The organism is Rhizobium sp. RHZ02, from assembly GCF_014851575.1.
GTDB lineage: Bacteria > Pseudomonadota > Alphaproteobacteria > Rhizobiales > Rhizobiaceae > Rhizobium > Rhizobium altiplani.
In genome coordinates this window covers 260,274-277,170 of sequence record NZ_JACUZX010000001.1, presented here as the reverse complement: position 1 = coordinate 277,170, position 16,897 = coordinate 260,274, and the positions used below count along the sequence as shown (strand labels likewise).

Genomic DNA, 16,897 nt, shown 5'->3' with positions numbered 1-16,897 from the left:
CTTATCCGTTGGCTGAAACTGTACGTGCGGGGTCGTAGCGGAACCGGTTGTGAATGCGCCGGTTGCGCGGGTCGGGATGAGGAATGGCGGAGAGCAGCGCGCGGGTATAGTCATGCGCCGGATTGTTGACGACCTGATCGGTGTCGCCCGCCTCGACGATCTTGCCGCGATACATCACAGCAACGCGGTCGCACATGTAGCGGATAACCGACATATCGTGCGAGATGAAGACGTAGGAGAGACCGAGCTCGTCCTGCAACTTCATCATGAGGTCAAGCATCTGTGAGCGCAACGACACATCGAGTGCCGAGGTTGCTTCATCGGCAACGATCAGCCGCGGCTTGAGCGCAATCGCCCGCGCAATACCGATACGCTGTCGCTGACCGCCGGAAAAAGCATGCGGGTAGCGTTCACGCCAGGCCGGTTCGAGGCCGACTTGCTGCATAAGTTCCGAGACCCGATCATCGAGGGATCTGCCCTTCACGCCAGCGAGCTTCAGCGGCTCGGCAATGATCTGGCCGACCGTCTTGCGTGGGCTGAGCGATCCGACCGGGTCCTGGAAGATCATCCGGATATCGTGGCGAACATCCTTCAATGTCGTTTTGTCGGCCGAGCAAAGATCGACCGTGCTGCCGTCAGCGCGGCGGTAATTCATAGCGCCGGCTTGCGGATCGTAAATGCGCAGCAAGCAACGTCCCATTGTCGTCTTGCCCGAGCCGGATTCACCGACGATGCCGAGGGTTTCACCGGCACGAACGATCAGCGACACGTCGTCCACTGCCTTCAGGCCGGATGGGAAAGTCAGCGACAGGTTCTCGACCGCGAGTAGCGGCGGCGCGCCAACGGGGATTTCGGATCGTGACAGCCGAACTTCCGCCTTCTTCTCCAACTTGACGACCGAACCGATCAGGCGGCGCGTGTAGTCGTCCTTTGGTGCGTGGAAAATCTGCTCCACGGAGCCACGCTCCATCACCTTGCCGCGATACATCACCAAGACTTCGTCAGCGATTTCGGCAACGACACCCATGTCGTGGGTAATGAAGAGCACGGCCATGCCGTGGCTGTGCTGCAGTCGTTTGATCAGATCGAGAATTTCGGCCTGGGTGGTGACGTCGAGTGCTGTCGTCGGCTCATCGGCGATCAGAACCTGGGGATTGCAGGCGAGCGCCATGGCGATCATGACCCGCTGGCGCATGCCTCCGGAGAATTCGAAAGTGTAGCGGTCGATTGCGGTTTCAGGGCGCGGTATTTCGACCTGGCGCAGCAACTCGAGAACGCGGTCGCGCTGCGCCTTGCCGCGAATGCCGAAATGTATGCGCAGCGCTTCGCCGATCTGCGCGCCGATACGATGGACGGGCGACAGTGAACTCATCGGCTCCTGGAAAATCATGGCGATCTCCTTGCCACGAACGCCGCGAATTTCCTTGCCGCGCGGGTCGAGCTTGGCGAGATCCACCGATGTGCCGTCTCCCCGCGTCAATACGATCGAACCATCCTCGATACGACCGGGTTTATCGACGATCTGCAGGATGGAGCGCGCCGTAACCGATTTCCCGGATCCGGATTCGCCGACAACACAGAGTGTCTTTCCGCGCTTCAGCTCGAAGGACACGTCGTCGACCGCCTTGAACAGACCCGTGCGCGTCGGGAAGTAGGTTTTCAGGTTGTCGACCTTGAGGAGTGTATCTTTGTTCATGGTCATGACACCGACTCGTAGGGATCTGCGGCATCGCGGAGGCCGTCGCCGAGGAAGTTGAGGGAAAGCACCGAGATGACAATTGCGGCAGCCGGCGTGAACAGGAGCCAGGGCGCTTGAGCGACCGCACGGATGTTCTGCGCCTCCTGAAGGAGCACGCCCCAGGAAATGATCGGCGGCTGTAGACCGACGCCGAGGAACGAGAGTGCGGTTTCAGCCAGGATCATCGAGGGGATCGCCAGCGTCAGTGTGGCGATGATGTGGCTCATGAAGGACGGCACCAGATGGTGGAAGATGATGCCGAGCTCGCTCATGCCGTCGAGACGTGCGGCAATCACGAAGTCCTCATTGCGCAGAGAGAGAAACTTGCCACGCACCTCCCGCGCCAGGCTCGTCCAGCCAATCAGCGAAACGATCAGGGTGATGACGAAATACGTCCTGAGCGGTGGCCAGCCAACGGGGATTGCTGCCGCCAGCCCCATCCATAGCGGGATCGTCGGGATCGAGCGCAACAGCTCGATGAAACGCTGGATGGCGATATCGGCCCAGCCCCCGAAAAATCCGGATATGCCGCCGATCGTGACGCCAAGAATGAGGCTCATGAAGACCCCGACAAGGCCGATCGAGAGGGAGATCTGGGCACCATGGACCACGCGCGAGAAGATGTCGCGTCCGAGGCGATCTGCGCCAAAGATGTACATGCTGTCTCCCGGCATCGGGTTGGTGAGGCCAAAGAGCTTGGTCCTCATAGGGATGAAGCCGAGGAGAGTGTATGGTTGCGCCGCAGGTACGAAAAAGCCGACCGGGATCGGCTTGGCAGGATCCGGGGTGAACTCACGCCGCATGGATTCTGTGTTCAACGTCATCTTCAGCTGATTGACGTGTGGGCGCAAGGAGCCGTCCAAGAGAAGCGATATGCCCTGTGGAGGGGCGTAGGTGAAACGCGCATTGGTCGCGTTGGGATCGAACGGCGCGATGAAATCCGCGAAGGCAGCGACGAGATACATGAACACGATGACGACAAGGCTTGCCAGCGCGATCTTGTGCTTCTTGAATTTCAGCCAGAAGAGCCGCCATTGGCCGGCAACGGCAATATCACTGCGGTGAAGGTCGAGCGATGTGCCGGTCTCCGGCGGGAGCTGAGTGATGTCTGTCATTGGAACCGGATCCGCGGGTCAGTGATGGCGAGCAGGATGTCGGAAATCAGCGTGCCGATAATGGTAAGCACCGAAATCAACAGGATGAGCGAGCCAGCGAGATACATGTCTTGTGCAAGCAAGGCGCGCAGCAGCAGCGGTCCCGTCGTCGGCAAGCTCATGACAACCGAGACAATGATCTCACCCGAAATAACGGCGGGCAGGATCCAGCCGAGCGTCGAGATCAGCGGATTGAGTGCAAGCCGCACCGGGTAGCGAATGAGAAGCTCGAATTCGGACATGCCCTTGGCGCGGGCCGTCGTCACATAGGGCTTGGACAATTCGTCGAGCAGGTTGGCGCGCATGATGCGAACGAGTGCTGCAAGCGAGCCGAGGCCGATGACGAGCACGGGCAGCCAGACGTGTTTGGCAAAATCGCCAAGCTTGGCAAAACTCCAGGCCGCGTCGACGAAAGCGGGCGAAAACAGGCCGCCGACACTTTGGCCGAAATAGGCCGACATGACGTACATTGCCGAAAGCGCCATCAGGAAGTCAGGCACGGCGAGAAAAAAGAAGGCAAGGAAGGTCGCTGAATAGTCGGAGATCGAATACTGGCGCACGGCCGACAGGATGCCGATCGGAATGGCGATCGCCCATACGAAGCAGAGCGTCAGGAAGGACAGGAGGAGCGAGAAGCCAAGGCGGCCCCAGATCAATTCGGTGACCGGCTTGCCGAGCTCGAATGAAATCCCGAAATCGCCATGCATGAGGATCCCGGCCATCCATTTGTAATATTGGAAATACATCGGTTGATCGAGACCGTAGCGCTCACGCATGGCGGCAACCGTGCCCTCTTCGACCGCCCCACCCTGGCTTGCCCAGTCGGCCATCAGAGTCGTGAGATAATCACCGGGCGGGAGTTGGATGATGATGAAGGCGATGATGGAAACGGCAAGGAGTGTCGGTATCGCGAACACCAGCCGTTTGGCGATATAACGGAGCATGATTTCTGACCGCTCGATAGGATCGAAGGGGCGGACCGGGGGGAAGTTTCCCCGCCGGCCCGGAGGAGTTTAGTTAGCCGGCTTGTCGAAGTACCACTGGGTCAGCGTCGGGGCCGGATGCCAGAGATTGCCGGTGATCGGAATGCCGTTGACGACATTCTTCAGGTTCTTCGACACCATCATGTATTTCGGCATGGGGCGCGAAATGCCGATGTTGAGGAAGTTGTCAGCGGAAAGATTGAGGAATTCCTTCATCTTCTCGCGGCGATCGTTGTCGCCTACGGCAGCGTTGACCTTGTCGTAGGCTGCCATGAGAGCCTTGATCTCGGCTGGAGGTTCCTCGCCCGTGGCGTGGTTCGAATACCATTCGCTCCACTTCATCGCGAAGAAGATGTCTGCCTTCTGGAACGGCATGTAACAACGCGGGTCGGTGTAGACCTCAGACAGGCCGCCAACGCAGTTCCAGATATAGGCGTCCTGCTCGTTTGCTGGCCACATGGTGTTCAAGCGAGCGCGATCCGTGGTCCGCAGCTGGATGTCGATCCCGACGTCCTTGGCGTATTTCTGCACCATCTGCATCACGTCGGGATAGGAGAGCCCGAAAACGTCCGCCACCATGAAGTTGATGGTGAAGCGCTTGCCGCTGTCGTCGAGACGGAAACCTTCCGCGTCTTTCTTCGGCATGATCTTGTCGAGCATGTCGTTGGCAAGCTTCGGATCAAATTCCGTGTATTGCTTGGCTTCACGCTCGTTGAAAAGCTCGTGCTCGGGCTGCGTCGCCACCTGCGCCGGGGCGCCCTGGCCGACATAGACGAGATCGATAATCTCCTGTCGGTTGATTGCGTGGCTGAGCGCGATGCGGAAATCCTTGTTCTGGAAAAGCTTGCGCTTGGTGTCGTCGGTCGAGTTGAGATTGAGCAGGATGACGGCATCATTGGCCGGCAGGTCCTTCACGTCGACAAAGCGATAATTGCCGCTTTCCTGGCCATCGAAGAGCACCGACTTGAAGGTCGAATTATTGATGTGGCGGAACGCGAAATCGAACTCGCCCGAGGTCATCTTCAGCGCCATCAGCTGTGGGTCGTCGAGCTTTGCCCAGGTGACGCCGTCGATATAAGGCAGCTGGTTGCCCTCAGGATCCACCTTCCAATAGTAGGGATTGCGGGTCGCGACGACGCGTTCGCTGTCGGCATAGGGTACCGTCAGGATCCAAGGGTTCATCGTTGGCAGCTGGAGGTTTTGCCAGTAAGGCGGCTGGAAGGTCAGGGAGACCTTCGAGTTGAACAGCGCCACCCAATCGCCTGCAGCCGGATTGGCTTTCAGCAGAGCGGGGATGCCGTCCTTGTTATACTTCTCGTGGAACTGGCTGAGGTAGTGCTTGGGGTAGATGACCGGCAGATGACCCTGGCCGTAGGCGAGCTGCTGCAGGAACAGGCCATAGGGGCTGTCGAATTTGAATTCGACTGTCAGGTCGTCGATCTTGCGCACTTTTACCGGTTTGCCCGCGACCGTAAAGGTCGGGTTCTTGGCCGGCGAAAGCGCGTCGTTCATGAACACGTCTTCGTACCAGAACATGATGTCATCGGCCGTGAAAGGCTGGCCGTCGCTCCACTTCAACCCCTTGCGAAGCTTGAAGGTATAGGTGGTGGCATCATCCGATGCGGTGAATTCCTCCGCCAGCGAAGGTATCACCTTCTGCCAGGCCGGATCCCAACGAACGAGCAGTTCATTGGCGATGGTGCGGGTCAGATTGTACTGGTCGCCATTGGCGAGAATGGTGGTGCGCAGCGTGCCACCGTATTTGCCTATTCCATCAACCATAGCTTCGACGAAGGGATGCTCAGGAAGGCGATCGGCAACGGCTGGCAGCTTGCCGGCCTTCACTTGCTCGTCGAGCATTGGCGCCTGTTTGAAATCCACCGCAAAGGCAGGAGCTATCGCTCCCAAGAGCGCCGCACTCAACAACCCCGTCGATAGGACGAGGCCACGCAGCTGTTGCTGGTAACCCATTCTTTTCCTCCTGATAACCGGCCCTCTCCGCCGACTGAAAACGAAAGCCAGGTCGGCAATCGCGTGGAGCGAAAACTTTCAGATCGTACATTATATGTCAATCGGAATGTACAAACAATTTGAAGAGGTATTGGCAAACCGGGGGAAAGTGTATTAAAAGCAGTCTTATGACCACGATAACGCGAATGCCCCAGACAATGCCTGACGGTGACGAGTTGACCGAGGAAAATGGCGCGTCCATCTACGAGCGCCTGCGCGATGACATCATCCATGGCCGCGTCAAGGCTAACGAGCGCCTGAAGGTCGCCGAGCTTGCCGCGCGTATGGGCACCTCCACCAATCCGGTGCGAGAAGCATTGCAGCAGCTGCGCGGCGAGGGTTTCGTGGTGATGATGCCCAATCGCGGCGCCCGAGTGCGGCCGATTGACGAGGAGTTCGTCAGAGATATCTGCGAAATAGAGGTGTTGATCGAGCCGGCGCTGACGCGCTGGTTTGTCGGGGTTGCGACGCGAGCAGATGTCGATGAACTGGAGCGCATTCAGGCCGAGATCGAGGCCCTGAATTTCTCTGATGAGCTGAAACACTCAAATCTGGACATGCAGTTTCATCGGCTGATGTACGACCGGCACTACAACAGGCACGCTGTCGATCTCTGGATTCGCCATCGTCAGATTTTATGGGCGATAAGTCGCGGCTTTCCCACCTCCCTGAGCCGCCAGTCGAACGTTCTTGAGGAGCATCGCGAGCTCATCGGATGCATCAAGGAGCAGGATGCGGACGGGGCGGCGAACGCTATTGCCAAACATGTTGGTGGATCAGGACGGCACATCATCGAGCGCATGCGGCTCAACAAGCAGCGGTCCTGATTTGGCCGAAGCTCGCGCAATCGCGCCGGGCCGGGGCCGTCATGGTTGTTGCGCCTTTCGATGATGGGAAATGGCCCTCGCATGTAATTGCGATCGGGACGCTGACCTTGTCCACGCGCCGACCGTTCGTTGGCTTGAGGCAGACCATGGCTGTCGCTCATGACGCGAGGCGCCTTCGGCAATACAGGGCAAGTCCTTGATGCACGCGTGATCACGAGATAACGTATACGTCACCGAAAACATTCCTGAAGTCCAATGTCATCGAATTCCGACCGGGTAGACGTTGCCCATCGCACTCTCCGACAGGCCATAATCGAACAGGCGCTGAAAGCCGGAACCAGGCTGCCAGAAGACGAGATTGGCAGGCACTTCGCAATGAGCAGAACCTTGGTTCGCGCCGTGCTGGCGAAACTGCAGGCCCAGGGGCTCGTCGACACCTACCACAAGCGAACTGCCACGGTTGCCCAGCCGAGCCTCGACGAGGCGCGCAATGCCTTTGCTGTTCGGCGCGCGCTTGAACGGGAGGTGATGAAGGCGGTGATCGCGCGTTGGAGCCCGGTAGTCGAGAAGATCCTCTCCGATCACGTGCGGGAAGAAGAGGCCGCCCATGCCAAGGGGGATGTGCGCCTCTCGACCCGGCTAGCCGGCGAATTCCACCTCAAGCTTGCGGAACTCTCGGGTAATGCGCTGCTCGAACGATATCTCTCCGAACTCGTATCCCGCTGTTCGCTGATCCTGGCCATGTACAGCCGGCCGCACTCGAGCGAGTGCGCCATCAGCGAACATTCCGGACTGATCGGCGCGCTCAAGAAGGGGGATATCGCTGCGGCTGAGCATCTGATGGACGACCACCTGTCATCGGTTGAAAGCAGGGCCCTGCTCGAGGACGATACCGCGGCGGAACTGGATCTCGGCTCGATCCTGTCGCGCTTTTCCGCCCGCGGCAGCGGCTAGGCTGCCGCTTTTTCAATCATGTATACATGATTATGCATTTTATGTAGACATTCCGAATGCCGGGCGACGACACGCTTGTACGTGATGGTGTCCACGGTTTTCCTCGAATGAATACATATATCTAGCCACTCTGTGCTGCCCGGAAACCTTTTCCGATACAATCTGGCATCATTGTTGCATACATGATTACGGATATCATGTAGCCAAGAAGCGGGTGGATATGCCAAGATGACGACGTGCAATCCGGACCTGCCCGAGCCGGTCGCCGCCGAAATGAAGGCCGCAGAAGCTGCGATCACCAGCGGCAAACTGAAGCCGTTTGCCGGCGAGATCAAGGACCAGAAAGGCACGGTAAAGGTGACCAAGGGCCAGGAACTGGCGGATGCCGATATCAAGGGCATGACCTGGCTCATCGAAGGCGTGCAGGGAACCCTGCCGCAGAACTGATCGTCGCACGACGATCGATTGACAAGCCGTCTCCCCGATCCCGACGGATTTGGATTGATGATACAACAAAGAAATCAAGGGAGATCCCGGTGACCGAAACACTTTTTACAAACGCCAAGCTCGCCGACGGCACGCTCAACGACATTCTGGTCTCCAACGGCCGCATCTCTACCATTGCTGCTGCTGGGTCGAGCCCCGGCTCTGCGCGCACGTTCGATATTGCCGGTGCGCTTCTCGTCCCGGGCTTCGTTGAGGGCCACATCCATCTGGACACGAGCTTCTACGGCGACAAATGGATTCCGCATAAACCTTGCACCAACGGGTTTGACGTGCATGAGCGCGTCGCCTTCCAGGCCGAGAACTTGGCAGCCGCCGCACCGATGGACGAGCGTGCCCGCAGCCAGCTCGACCTCTGCATTTCGAACGGCGCGCTGCAGATGCGCAGCCATGTCATGGTCGATGGCTCGGTCGGGCTGAAATCGCTCGAAACCATCCTGGCCGTCCGCGAAGAATACAAGGACATCATCGACATTCAGCTCGTCGCCTTCCGGCAGAGCGGTATCCTGACGAGCCCCGGCACGCGCGACCTGATGGACGAGGCGATTGGCATGGGAGCCGATCTGGTCGGCGGGCTCGATCCGCTGTCCTTCGATCGTGATATCAAGGGGCATCTCGACGTGGTCTTCGGAATTGCCGAAAAACGGGGTGTCGATGTCGACATACATCTCCACGATGCCGGCACGATGGGGGCCATGACGATCGAGGAGATCTGCGCGCGGACCGCAGCGCTCGGCATGCAGGGGCATGTCACCGTCAGCCACGCCTACGGGCTTGGGGACCTCGCCCCGGATGCCGCAAAGAAGATCGCTGCCGTCATTGCAGAAAGCGGCGTCTCGATCATGACCAACGCTCCAGGAAATCACAATTTCCCGCCGGTCGCATTGCTGCGGGCCGCCGGCGTCAATGTTTTTTCAGGCAATGACAATATCCGCGATTCGTGGTGGCCCTTCGGCGATGGCGACATGCTCCGTCGGGCAGAGATCATCGCCTATCGCTCCGGCTTCTATACCGATACCGAGCTCTCCGCGGCTTTCGATGTGGTTACGACAGGAGGCGCCAAGGCGCTCAATCTTGAAGGCTATGGCATCGCCGTCGGCGCCAAGGCTGATTTCGTGACACTCGCCGCCGATCACATTCCGGAGGCAGTTGTCGCCGTCCCCAAGCCGCGACGCGTCTTCAAGCAGGGTCGGCTGGTGGCCGACAACGGCGCAGTGGTCCGCTGATGCAATTTTCAAGCAGGCAGACCAAAACGGGCGGCGCGCGATCGCGTGATGGCATGGTGACAACACCACATTGGCTGGCCAGCGAAGCCGGTGCCCGGGTGCTTTCACGCGGCGGGAATGCGATCGAGGCGCTGGTCGCGGCTGGAGCAGCACTTTCGGTCGTCTACCCGCATTTCTGTGGTCTCGGTGGAGACGCCGTCTGGATGGTCTCCGACGAGGCCGGCGATGCACGGACGTTCCTCGGTATAGGCCAGGCGGCAGATGTTGCCGTCCCCGGCAACACGATCCCATTGCGCGGCGCTGCCTCGACCTTGACCACCGCCGGCCTGGTCGACAGCTGGGACAAGGTGCTCAGCTATTCCGCAACCGCTTGGGGTGGCACCGAGAGCCTGTCGGGATTGCTGGACGATGCGATCGCCCTGGCCGGAAACGGTTATGCCGTGAGCGCGTCGCAGGCATTCTGGTTCGATTTTCGCGCCGCCGAATCCGACGCGTGGCCGGGATTTCGCGACCTTTTCAGGCGGGACGGCATCCAGTGCCAGCCGGCCCTGGCGAGGAGCCTTGAAGCGATCGCCAGCAACGGCGCCCGCGAATTCTACGAGGGGGCGCTCGCCGGCCGCATCGCAAGCGGTCTTGCTGCCGCCGGCTCGCCGCTTACTGCTGCCGATCTTGCTGCGACAAACACCCAGGTCGTTGCGCCCGTGCGACTATCCTATGGTGAAACAGTGCTTTTGGCGCCGCCACCCCCGACCCAGGGCGTGACCACACTCGCTATCATGGGCGTGCTCGCTCATCTGTTACCGGCAGACAAGGCGGTCGACAGTGCATCCTATTATCACCTGCTGGTAGAGGCGGTGAAACAGGCATTTCGCGACCGGCATCTGATTGCTGATCCAGCATTCGGTCACGATGTCTCCGGGGCACTCCTTAATCCCGATCGACTTGCCGGGAAGGCCGCCGCAATTGACGCCACCCGTGCTGCCGCCTGGGCGCATCCCTATCGGCAGGGCGACACGTCCTTCCTGGCCGCGGTCGATTCCAGGGGGCGGGCAGCCTCCATGCTTCAAAGTATCTATTTCGATTGGGGCAGCGGCGTCCTTGCCGGCGATACAGGCATTCTCTGGCAGAACCGCGGCGCCGCCTTCAGCATTGATCCCATAAGCCCGAACCGCTACGGGCCCGGAAAGCGTCCATTCTACACCCTCAATCCCGGCCTGGCGCTGAAGGGCGGCCGCCCGCATCTGGTTTATGGCACGCAAGGTGCCGACGGTCAGCCGCAGACGCTGGCACTGCTGTTGAGCCTCCTCATCGACCATGGCCTCGATCCCCTGGCGGCCCTTTCCAGGCCACGCTTCCTGCTCGGTCGTACCTTTTCCGATAGCCGCGACAACCTGAAGATCGAGGAGAATATTGGCAGTGAGGTGATCGCGGCGCTTGCCTTGATGGGCCATGAGGTCACGACGATCGCTCCGCTCAGTCCGCTCGGCGGTCAGGCAGGTATCATCCGCATCAGTGGTGACGGCATGTTGGAAGCAGCTCACGACCCTCGCAGTGACGGCGGGGCGATCGGCCTATGAGCACTGCAAGCGACAGTCCGCTCGACCTGCTTATCCGCAATGTCCGGGTGAAGGAGCATGGCGGACTCGTCGATATCGCTGTTCGCGGCAACCGGATCGTAGCGATCGAGCCCGGGTTTCGTTGCGAGGCTGTCGAGGACTTCGAAGGCGATGGCGCTTTTGCGTTTGGTGGATTCGTCGACACGCATGTCCATCTGGACAAGGCCTGCATCCTCGATCGTTGCTCGATCTGCGAGGGAACACTTGCTGAAGCCGTGCGACAGACCTCCAGCGCCAAGGCAGACTTCACCGAGGCGGACGTCTATGATCGCGCCGCCCAGGTCGTCGAAAAGGCGATCTCGCACGGCACTGTACGGATGCGAACCTTCGTCGAGATCGATCCGCGCGCAGGCTTTCGCTCCTTCGAGGCAATCAAGCGCATCAAGACGGAATACGCTTTTGCGATTGATATTGAAATCTGCGCGTTCGCGCAGGACGGTCTCACGAACGAGCCGCAGATGCTGGACATGCTCGACCGGGCGCTCTCAGAGGGGGCTGATCTCGTTGGTGGCTGCCCCTACACTGATCCCGATCCAGTCAGGCATGTGGACCTGATCTTCTCCCTCGCTGTCAGGCACGGCGTCGCAGTGGATTTTCATCTCGATTTCCATCTGGATCCCGGCCAGAGCGATTTGCCGGCTGTTATCGCGGCCACAGAGCGCCATTGCTGGCAAGACCGGGTCGCAATCGGCCACGTCACCAATCTTTCGGCCATGCCGCTGGCCGATGTCATTCATATCGCCGACAAACTTGCTGCAGCGGGCATCGCGCTCACCGTTCTTCCGGCGACAGATCTCTTCCTCACTGGCCGCGGGCACGACCGGCTGGTGCCGCGTGGCGTCGCACCGGCGCACGTCATCGCGCGGCGGGGCGTCGTCACCTCAATCGCCACCAACAACGTCATGAACCCTTTCACTCCCTATGGCGACGCCTCGCTGATCCGCATGGCAAATCTCTATGCCAATATCGCACAGCTTTCGCGGGACGACGACATGCGCTCGGTTTTTGAAATGGTAGGGCAATCGGCAGCAAGGCAGCTCGGCGTTCCGCACGGCCTTTTGGTCGGCGGTGACGCGACCATCGTGCTTGTCGATGCGGTCGGCCCGATGGCGGCTGTGCGCGAGGTCGGCCGTGTCCTCGCCGGCTGGAAGAATGGCCACATGAGTTTCAACAATGGTCGAGCTCGGATCCGCAGACGTTCACTTGTGTGAACGCGGTACCAATGCCGACCGTGTAACCGTCTTGTGCCTGTGTGGCTCTGAGCCTGCTGGCCTGGAAACAAATCAGACGGAGGGTTCAAGGGGACGCCGTTCCGGCGCCAATGTGCCAGCTATTGGATAACAGTAGAATTGACGCTATATAACGTCAGTATCAATGGCATGTATGGGAGTTTTGGATATCATGGGTCTTGCTCGGTATGCAGACGGCGGCCTGTTCTCGCCCCGCAAGATCGCGCAAGCATTGCGCACGACCAGCGAGGAAATCGCGCTGACCGCTGGACTTGGCAAGGATGCCATCCAGCGTAAGGATCGCATTCGTTCCGACAAGACGCAGAGGCGACTACGCGAGGTCACAGAAGTCATCAACAAGGTCGAGCCCCGGTTCGGTTCGGCTCTGATGGCTTATGCCTGGTATCGCTCGGAGCCTTTGTCGGGATTTTCTGGTTTGACGGCAATGCAACTGGTGCGTGATGGACGCGCGAACGACGTCCTTGACTACATCGATGCAGTCGATGCGGGCGTTCACGCCTGACTTGCCGATGCACTTTAAGGGCACCCTTTATCGCGCGCTCAACCCGGTCTACGCGCAAGACGCTTTGTCCGGGCGTGGAGCGGAACTCTATCGCGGACGGTTCAACCGAAAAGGAACCCCGGCGCTCTATACGTCTCTTTCGGTAATTGCCGCGCTACGCGAGGCCAATCAGGTCGGCAGCTTGCAGCCGACCACGCTGGTATCTTACGACGCTGACATTGAGCGTGTTTTCGACTGCCGGGACGAGGTTGCTCTGCGAAGCGAAGGAATGGACGCCAGCATGCTTGCTGATCCGGCATGGCGCGATCAAATGAGGAAACACGGGGAGGCATTGACGCAGGCGTTCGCCCGCGCACTCAGCCAGGCGGGTTTTCACGGATTGCTAGTGAGGAGTTTTGCGCACGGGGCAACTGACAATGATCTCAACCTTGTCCTCTGGCAATGGAGCGCCGCGTTACCCAGTCGGGTGACGCTCATCGACGACGAACATCGTCTGTCGCCTTAGCTAGGCTCAGCTGATCGCAATCGCATTGGTGTATGACTTGAACGACGCAACGTTCGATCGGGCTCAATAGCGGATCCGCCGCCAACCGGCTTCAGGTCTTCTGTCGGCCATAGAGCAAAAGCATGCTCACGATCACTACGCCGTAGATCAGCTGGCGACCCGCTTCTTCAATTTGCATTACCGAGAGGATCGACTGCAGTAGGGTAATAAGGATCACGCCTGCCACCGTACCGAGGTAGGTCCCTTTTCCACCAAGTACATGGGTTCCACCAAGGACCACGGCCGCGATTGACGGCAGAAGATAGGCGTCGCCCATCGACTGTGAGGCTTTTGACGCATAACCGGCCAGCAAGACTCCACCAAGTGCGCTGAGCGAACCCGAGATGACAAAGGCGATCATGGTAACACGCCGGGTATCGATGCCCGACATATAGGCCGCCCGTTCGCGGTTTCCGATCGCATAGAGCGATCGACCGAAGGTCGTTCTGGTCAACAGGAAAACCGCCAGTATGCCAACGGCAAGCCAGACAAGAACGCCGTTGGGGACAGAGGGGATGGTGTATCCGGTCGCGAGAAATCGCATCGCCCGAGAGGCAGAATCCTGCGGCGAGAACCCGCCCGTGTAGACGACCATCAGTCCCTGCACGACGGCGTTGGTCGCGAGCGTGATGATCATAGAGGGAATGCGCAGGTAGGCGACGGCAAGTCCGTTGACCAGACCAATCGCTGCCCCGCATGCAATTCCGAATGGAATTGCCAGGAGTGATCCGCCTGCGCCGTAAGCCGTCGCAGCACAGGCCATCATCGCGCCAGCGGTCACTGTCCACGGAACGGACAGATCAATCTGCCCGAGCAGGATTACCATCATCATCCCCGTCGCGATCACGCCGAGGAAAGAGGCCACCTTCAACTGTTGCAGGAGGTAATCGGGCGAGAGAAAATTCGAAGAATAGATCGATCCGCCAAGCAGCAGGAGCAGGATGCAACCGAAGGCGATCGCCACCGCGGGATCTCTTCCCCGCAGCCGACGAGGAATTATTGAATGCCGCATGCCGAAAGCATCTTCGCTCATTGGAACCATTCCAGTCGATTGCGTACACGGGCCAGCCCGATCGAGCCAATGCCGATCGCCAGCATCAACACGATGCCCTGGAACAGAGGCTGCCAGAGTGGGTCGAGATCAAAGACGAAAAGAAGATCGCCGATCGTGCGGAAGGCAAGCGCCCCGAACACGGCGCCGACGGCACTGCCCTTTCCCCCCGCCAGAGACACGCCTCCAAGGACAACTGCGGCAATCGAGTAGAGCGTGTAAGCATTGCCGCTCGCAAAGGCCGCCTCGCCTGTATAGGAGAAGAAGGTGAGATAAAGTCCGCCCATGGCCGACAAGAGCCCCGCAAGGGCATAGGCCAGAAGCTTAGCCCGCTTGAGCGGCATGCCGGACATATAGGCAGCATACTCCGAAGACCCGGCGGCGTAAGCTGCGCGCCCGTAAACCGACCTGCTGAACGGAATCCAGACCAACAGTATCGTGGCAGCGAGAACGATCAGGCTAGTGGGCAACACCCCGAACATCTTGGAGGTAAAGACGTCAGCAAGTGTCTCGTTAACGGAGCCGCCCGGCGTTGGGCGCAAAAGTAGCGCAAGCCCGAAAAAGATAGCACTGGTGGCGATGGTCGTGACGATCGGCTGCAGTCTGCCGAAGATGATGATCAGACCGTTCAAGGTGCCGCAGGCCAGACCCGCCGCCAGCACGGCGACGATGCCGAAGCCCGTCTGCAGCGGTGTGCCGACGACAAGCCAGGATGCGAGACAGTTGCACAGAACCAGAACCATCCCGGCCGAAAGGTCTATGCCTGCCGTGATCACCACGAGACATTGCGCCATCGCGACGAAGGCGAGGAGCGTTGCCTTGTTGGACGCTGTCTGCACAACGTTTGGTGTGAAGCCCGCTGGATGGTTGGAAACATAGATGACGAACATCACCACAAAGAGGGCCGCGGCAAGAAGCGTTCCTTTATGAAGCTCGTACCGGAATCGCCATTCACCGACCTTTCCCGTGTTCACAGTGTTGGCCCCCGCTCCACCTGTTTGGCAGCGATGTTCAACGCACTGCCGATCAACGCGCGTTCGTTGATATTGTCACCTTCAAGCATGCTGGCGATCGTGCCGTCGTACATCACAAGGACTCGATCACAGCAACCAATCAGTTCGTCGTAGTCGGTGGAATAGAAGATAATTGCCGCGCCACCGTCCGCAAGCTTTCGCAGCAGCTGGTAGATCTCCTGTTTGGTCCCGACGTCGATGCCGCGTGTGGGATCGTTCAGCAGTATGATCCGGGGCCGGTTCATCAGCCATTTGGCAATGACAACCTTCTGCTGGTTTCCACCGGACAGATTGCTGACCGGCATGTCGATGTTCGCCGCCTTGATGGCAAGGAGCTTCAAGAGTTCGCCAACGCAAGCGGCCTCAGCGCCGCGATCGATGACACCTTTCCGCGAAACGCTACCAAGGGCCGCTATGGAAAGATTCTCCCGCACTGTCATGGGCAGCATCAATCCCTCGGTCTTTCGATCTTCCGGGATGAGAGCAATGGAGGCTGCCTGCGACTTCGCCTCCTTGGGACTGGTCAATCGCACACTGCGACCATCGATCCTCACGTCGCCCCTGACGTCGCGAAGCACGCCGAAAAGCGCCAGCAGGAGCTCACGTTGACCCTGCCCGTCCAGGCCGCCCACACCCACAATTTCGCCCGGGCGCGCATCGAATGTAATGTCAGTCAGACGATCCCCCCAGCACAAGCCAGAGCAGGAAAGGACGGGCGGCCTCGAAATCTCGACGCCCGGCTTGGCTGGAAACACACTTTTGTATTCCCGACCGATCATCAGCTCAACAACCTGCTGATCGGTCTTTGTCCCGGCCTTGTAGGATTCGATGCTACGCCCGTTCCGGAACACGGTACAGTCGTCGGCGAGTTCTGCAATTTCATGCATGCGATGCGAAATATAGACGAGCGCCAATCCCTCCGATCGCAGTCGCTTCAGGACACTGAAGACCTTGTCGACATCTGACTTGCTCAAGGCGGAGGTCGCCTCGTCCAGGATCATCAGCCGAGGGCTGCGTGCGAGAGCCTTGGCAATCTCGACCATTTGCCGACGGGAAAGCGGAAGGTCCTTGACCAGCGATGACGGATGAATGTCGAAGGCGCCGGCGCGCGAAAGCGCCTCCTCGGCGATCCGTCGCTGGGCGCCGCGGTCGATCATCCCGAAACGCGTGGGCGGATTGCTGATGACGATGTTGTCGGCGACCGAAAGGTCGGGAATGAGCGACAGCTCTTGAAAGACCGAAACGATCCCTGCCGCATTCGCCATCGCAGGCGACGAGAAAGATACCGCCTTGCCATCCAGCAGCATTCGGCCGTCGTCGGGTGCCGTCACCCCGGCCATGATTTTGATCAGCGTCGATTTTCCTGCACCGTTCTCGCCGAGGACGGCATGGATCGCGCCGGGTCGAATTGCAATATCGGCTTCGTTGAGGGCTATGACGCCGCCGTAGCGTTTCGATATGCCTTCCATGCGCAACAGTGGTTCTGACAAGATCACCCTCCCATCGGGTGCATTTCGCCTGTGAC

The 16,897-nt window shown here is 59.4% G+C and carries 15 protein-coding genes; 8 read left to right on the top strand and 7 right to left on the bottom strand.

Annotated elements, in window-relative coordinates; all coding sequences use genetic code 11:
* Position 1: 1 nt before the first annotated feature.
* From IB244_RS01295 to IB244_RS01280, 4 genes are all read right to left on the bottom strand, one after another.
* Complete coding sequence (locus IB244_RS01295) at positions 2-1,702, bottom strand: ABC transporter ATP-binding protein (protein ID WP_192302896.1); 1,701 nt, start codon at positions 1,700-1,702, stop codon at positions 2-4.
* Positions 1,699-2,853 carry an ABC transporter permease subunit gene (locus tag IB244_RS01290; RefSeq protein WP_192302894.1) on the bottom strand — a complete coding sequence of 385 codons (1,155 nt, stop codon included), beginning with the start codon at positions 2,851-2,853 and terminating at the stop codon, positions 1,699-1,701. The genes IB244_RS01295 and IB244_RS01290 overlap by 4 nt, the downstream gene beginning before the upstream one ends.
* The gene (locus IB244_RS01285) at positions 2,850-3,836 is read right to left on the bottom strand and encodes an ABC transporter permease (RefSeq protein ID WP_018855673.1); all 987 of its coding nucleotides are present in this window, start codon (positions 3,834-3,836) and stop codon (positions 2,850-2,852) included. The genes IB244_RS01290 and IB244_RS01285 overlap by 4 nt, the downstream gene beginning before the upstream one ends.
* Before the next feature lie 69 nt (positions 3,837-3,905).
* A complete protein-coding gene (locus IB244_RS01280; RefSeq protein WP_192302893.1) occupies positions 3,906-5,846 on the bottom strand; it encodes an ABC transporter substrate-binding protein in 1,941 nt (646 codons plus the stop codon).
* 185 nt (positions 5,847-6,031) lie between these two features.
* Between IB244_RS01280 and IB244_RS01275 the strand changes: the two genes are divergently transcribed.
* From IB244_RS01275 to IB244_RS01240, 8 genes are all read left to right on the top strand, one after another.
* Positions 6,032-6,712: a GntR family transcriptional regulator gene (locus tag IB244_RS01275; protein ID WP_245267907.1), complete on the top strand. Its 681-nt coding sequence runs from the start codon at positions 6,032-6,034 to the stop codon at positions 6,710-6,712.
* 255 nt (positions 6,713-6,967) lie between these two features.
* Positions 6,968-7,666: a GntR family transcriptional regulator gene (locus tag IB244_RS01270; RefSeq protein ID WP_192302892.1), complete on the top strand. Its 699-nt coding sequence runs from the start codon at positions 6,968-6,970 to the stop codon at positions 7,664-7,666.
* 228 nt (positions 7,667-7,894) lie between these two features.
* The gene (locus IB244_RS01265) at positions 7,895-8,113 is read left to right on the top strand and encodes a hypothetical protein (RefSeq protein WP_192302891.1); all 219 of its coding nucleotides are present in this window, start codon (positions 7,895-7,897) and stop codon (positions 8,111-8,113) included.
* Positions 8,114-8,202: 89 nt separating this feature from the next.
* Positions 8,203-9,396 (top strand): amidohydrolase family protein, encoded by a 1,194-nt coding sequence (locus IB244_RS01260; RefSeq protein WP_192302890.1) that lies wholly within the window; start codon positions 8,203-8,205, stop codon positions 9,394-9,396.
* A gap of 53 nt (positions 9,397-9,449) precedes the next feature.
* Entirely contained in the window at positions 9,450-10,973 is a 1,524-nt protein-coding gene (locus IB244_RS01255; protein ID WP_246734270.1) for a gamma-glutamyltransferase family protein, read from the top strand.
* Positions 10,970-12,223, top strand: coding sequence for an amidohydrolase family protein (locus tag IB244_RS01250; protein WP_192302886.1), 1,254 nt, complete (start codon positions 10,970-10,972; stop codon positions 12,221-12,223). The genes IB244_RS01255 and IB244_RS01250 overlap by 4 nt, the downstream gene beginning before the upstream one ends.
* A gap of 190 nt (positions 12,224-12,413) precedes the next feature.
* On the top strand, positions 12,414-12,764 hold the full coding sequence (locus tag IB244_RS01245) for an antitoxin Xre/MbcA/ParS toxin-binding domain-containing protein (protein WP_025658548.1): 351 nt from the start codon (positions 12,414-12,416) through the stop codon (positions 12,762-12,764).
* Positions 12,765-12,771: 7 nt separating this feature from the next.
* Positions 12,772-13,269, top strand: a complete 498-nt coding sequence (locus IB244_RS01240) for an RES family NAD+ phosphorylase (protein ID WP_192303123.1) — start codon at positions 12,772-12,774, stop codon at positions 13,267-13,269.
* A gap of 91 nt (positions 13,270-13,360) precedes the next feature.
* On the opposite strand, the gene IB244_RS01235 is transcribed toward IB244_RS01240, so the two are convergent.
* The 3 genes from IB244_RS01235 to IB244_RS01225 are packed head-to-tail and all read right to left on the bottom strand — an operon-like array spanning position 13,361 to position 16,868.
* Positions 13,361-14,341 (bottom strand): ABC transporter permease, encoded by a 981-nt coding sequence (locus IB244_RS01235; protein ID WP_169679700.1) that lies wholly within the window; start codon positions 14,339-14,341, stop codon positions 13,361-13,363.
* Positions 14,338-15,333 (bottom strand): ABC transporter permease, encoded by a 996-nt coding sequence (locus IB244_RS01230; protein WP_112824505.1) that lies wholly within the window; start codon positions 15,331-15,333, stop codon positions 14,338-14,340. Before IB244_RS01230 ends, IB244_RS01235 begins: the two co-directional genes overlap by 4 nt.
* Positions 15,330-16,868, bottom strand: coding sequence for a sugar ABC transporter ATP-binding protein (locus tag IB244_RS01225; protein WP_192302884.1), 1,539 nt, complete (start codon positions 16,866-16,868; stop codon positions 15,330-15,332). Before IB244_RS01225 ends, IB244_RS01230 begins: the two co-directional genes overlap by 4 nt.
* Positions 16,869-16,897: the final 29 nt, after the last annotated feature.

Coding starts and splice junctions, on each gene's coding strand:
- IB244_RS01295 (WP_192302896.1), bottom strand. CDS start 1,702: ATGACCATGAACAAAGATACACTCCTCAAGGTCGACAACCTGAAAACC.
- IB244_RS01290 (WP_192302894.1), bottom strand. CDS start 2,853: ATGACAGACATCACTCAGCTCCCGCCGGAGACCGGCACATCGCTCGAC.
- IB244_RS01285 (WP_018855673.1), bottom strand. CDS start 3,836: ATGCTCCGTTATATCGCCAAACGGCTGGTGTTCGCGATACCGACACTC.
- IB244_RS01280 (WP_192302893.1), bottom strand. CDS start 5,846: ATGGGTTACCAGCAACAGCTGCGTGGCCTCGTCCTATCGACGGGGTTG.
- IB244_RS01275 (WP_245267907.1), top strand. CDS start 6,032: ATGCCCCAGACAATGCCTGACGGTGACGAGTTGACCGAGGAAAATGGC.
- IB244_RS01270 (WP_192302892.1), top strand. CDS start 6,968: ATGTCATCGAATTCCGACCGGGTAGACGTTGCCCATCGCACTCTCCGA.
- IB244_RS01265 (WP_192302891.1), top strand. CDS start 7,895: ATGACGACGTGCAATCCGGACCTGCCCGAGCCGGTCGCCGCCGAAATG.
- IB244_RS01255 (WP_246734270.1), top strand. CDS start 9,450: ATGGTGACAACACCACATTGGCTGGCCAGCGAAGCCGGTGCCCGGGTG.
- IB244_RS01250 (WP_192302886.1), top strand. CDS start 10,970: ATGAGCACTGCAAGCGACAGTCCGCTCGACCTGCTTATCCGCAATGTC.
- IB244_RS01245 (WP_025658548.1), top strand. CDS start 12,414: ATGGGTCTTGCTCGGTATGCAGACGGCGGCCTGTTCTCGCCCCGCAAG.
- IB244_RS01240 (WP_192303123.1), top strand. CDS start 12,772: ATGCACTTTAAGGGCACCCTTTATCGCGCGCTCAACCCGGTCTACGCG.
- IB244_RS01235 (WP_169679700.1), bottom strand. CDS start 14,341: ATGAGCGAAGATGCTTTCGGCATGCGGCATTCAATAATTCCTCGTCGG.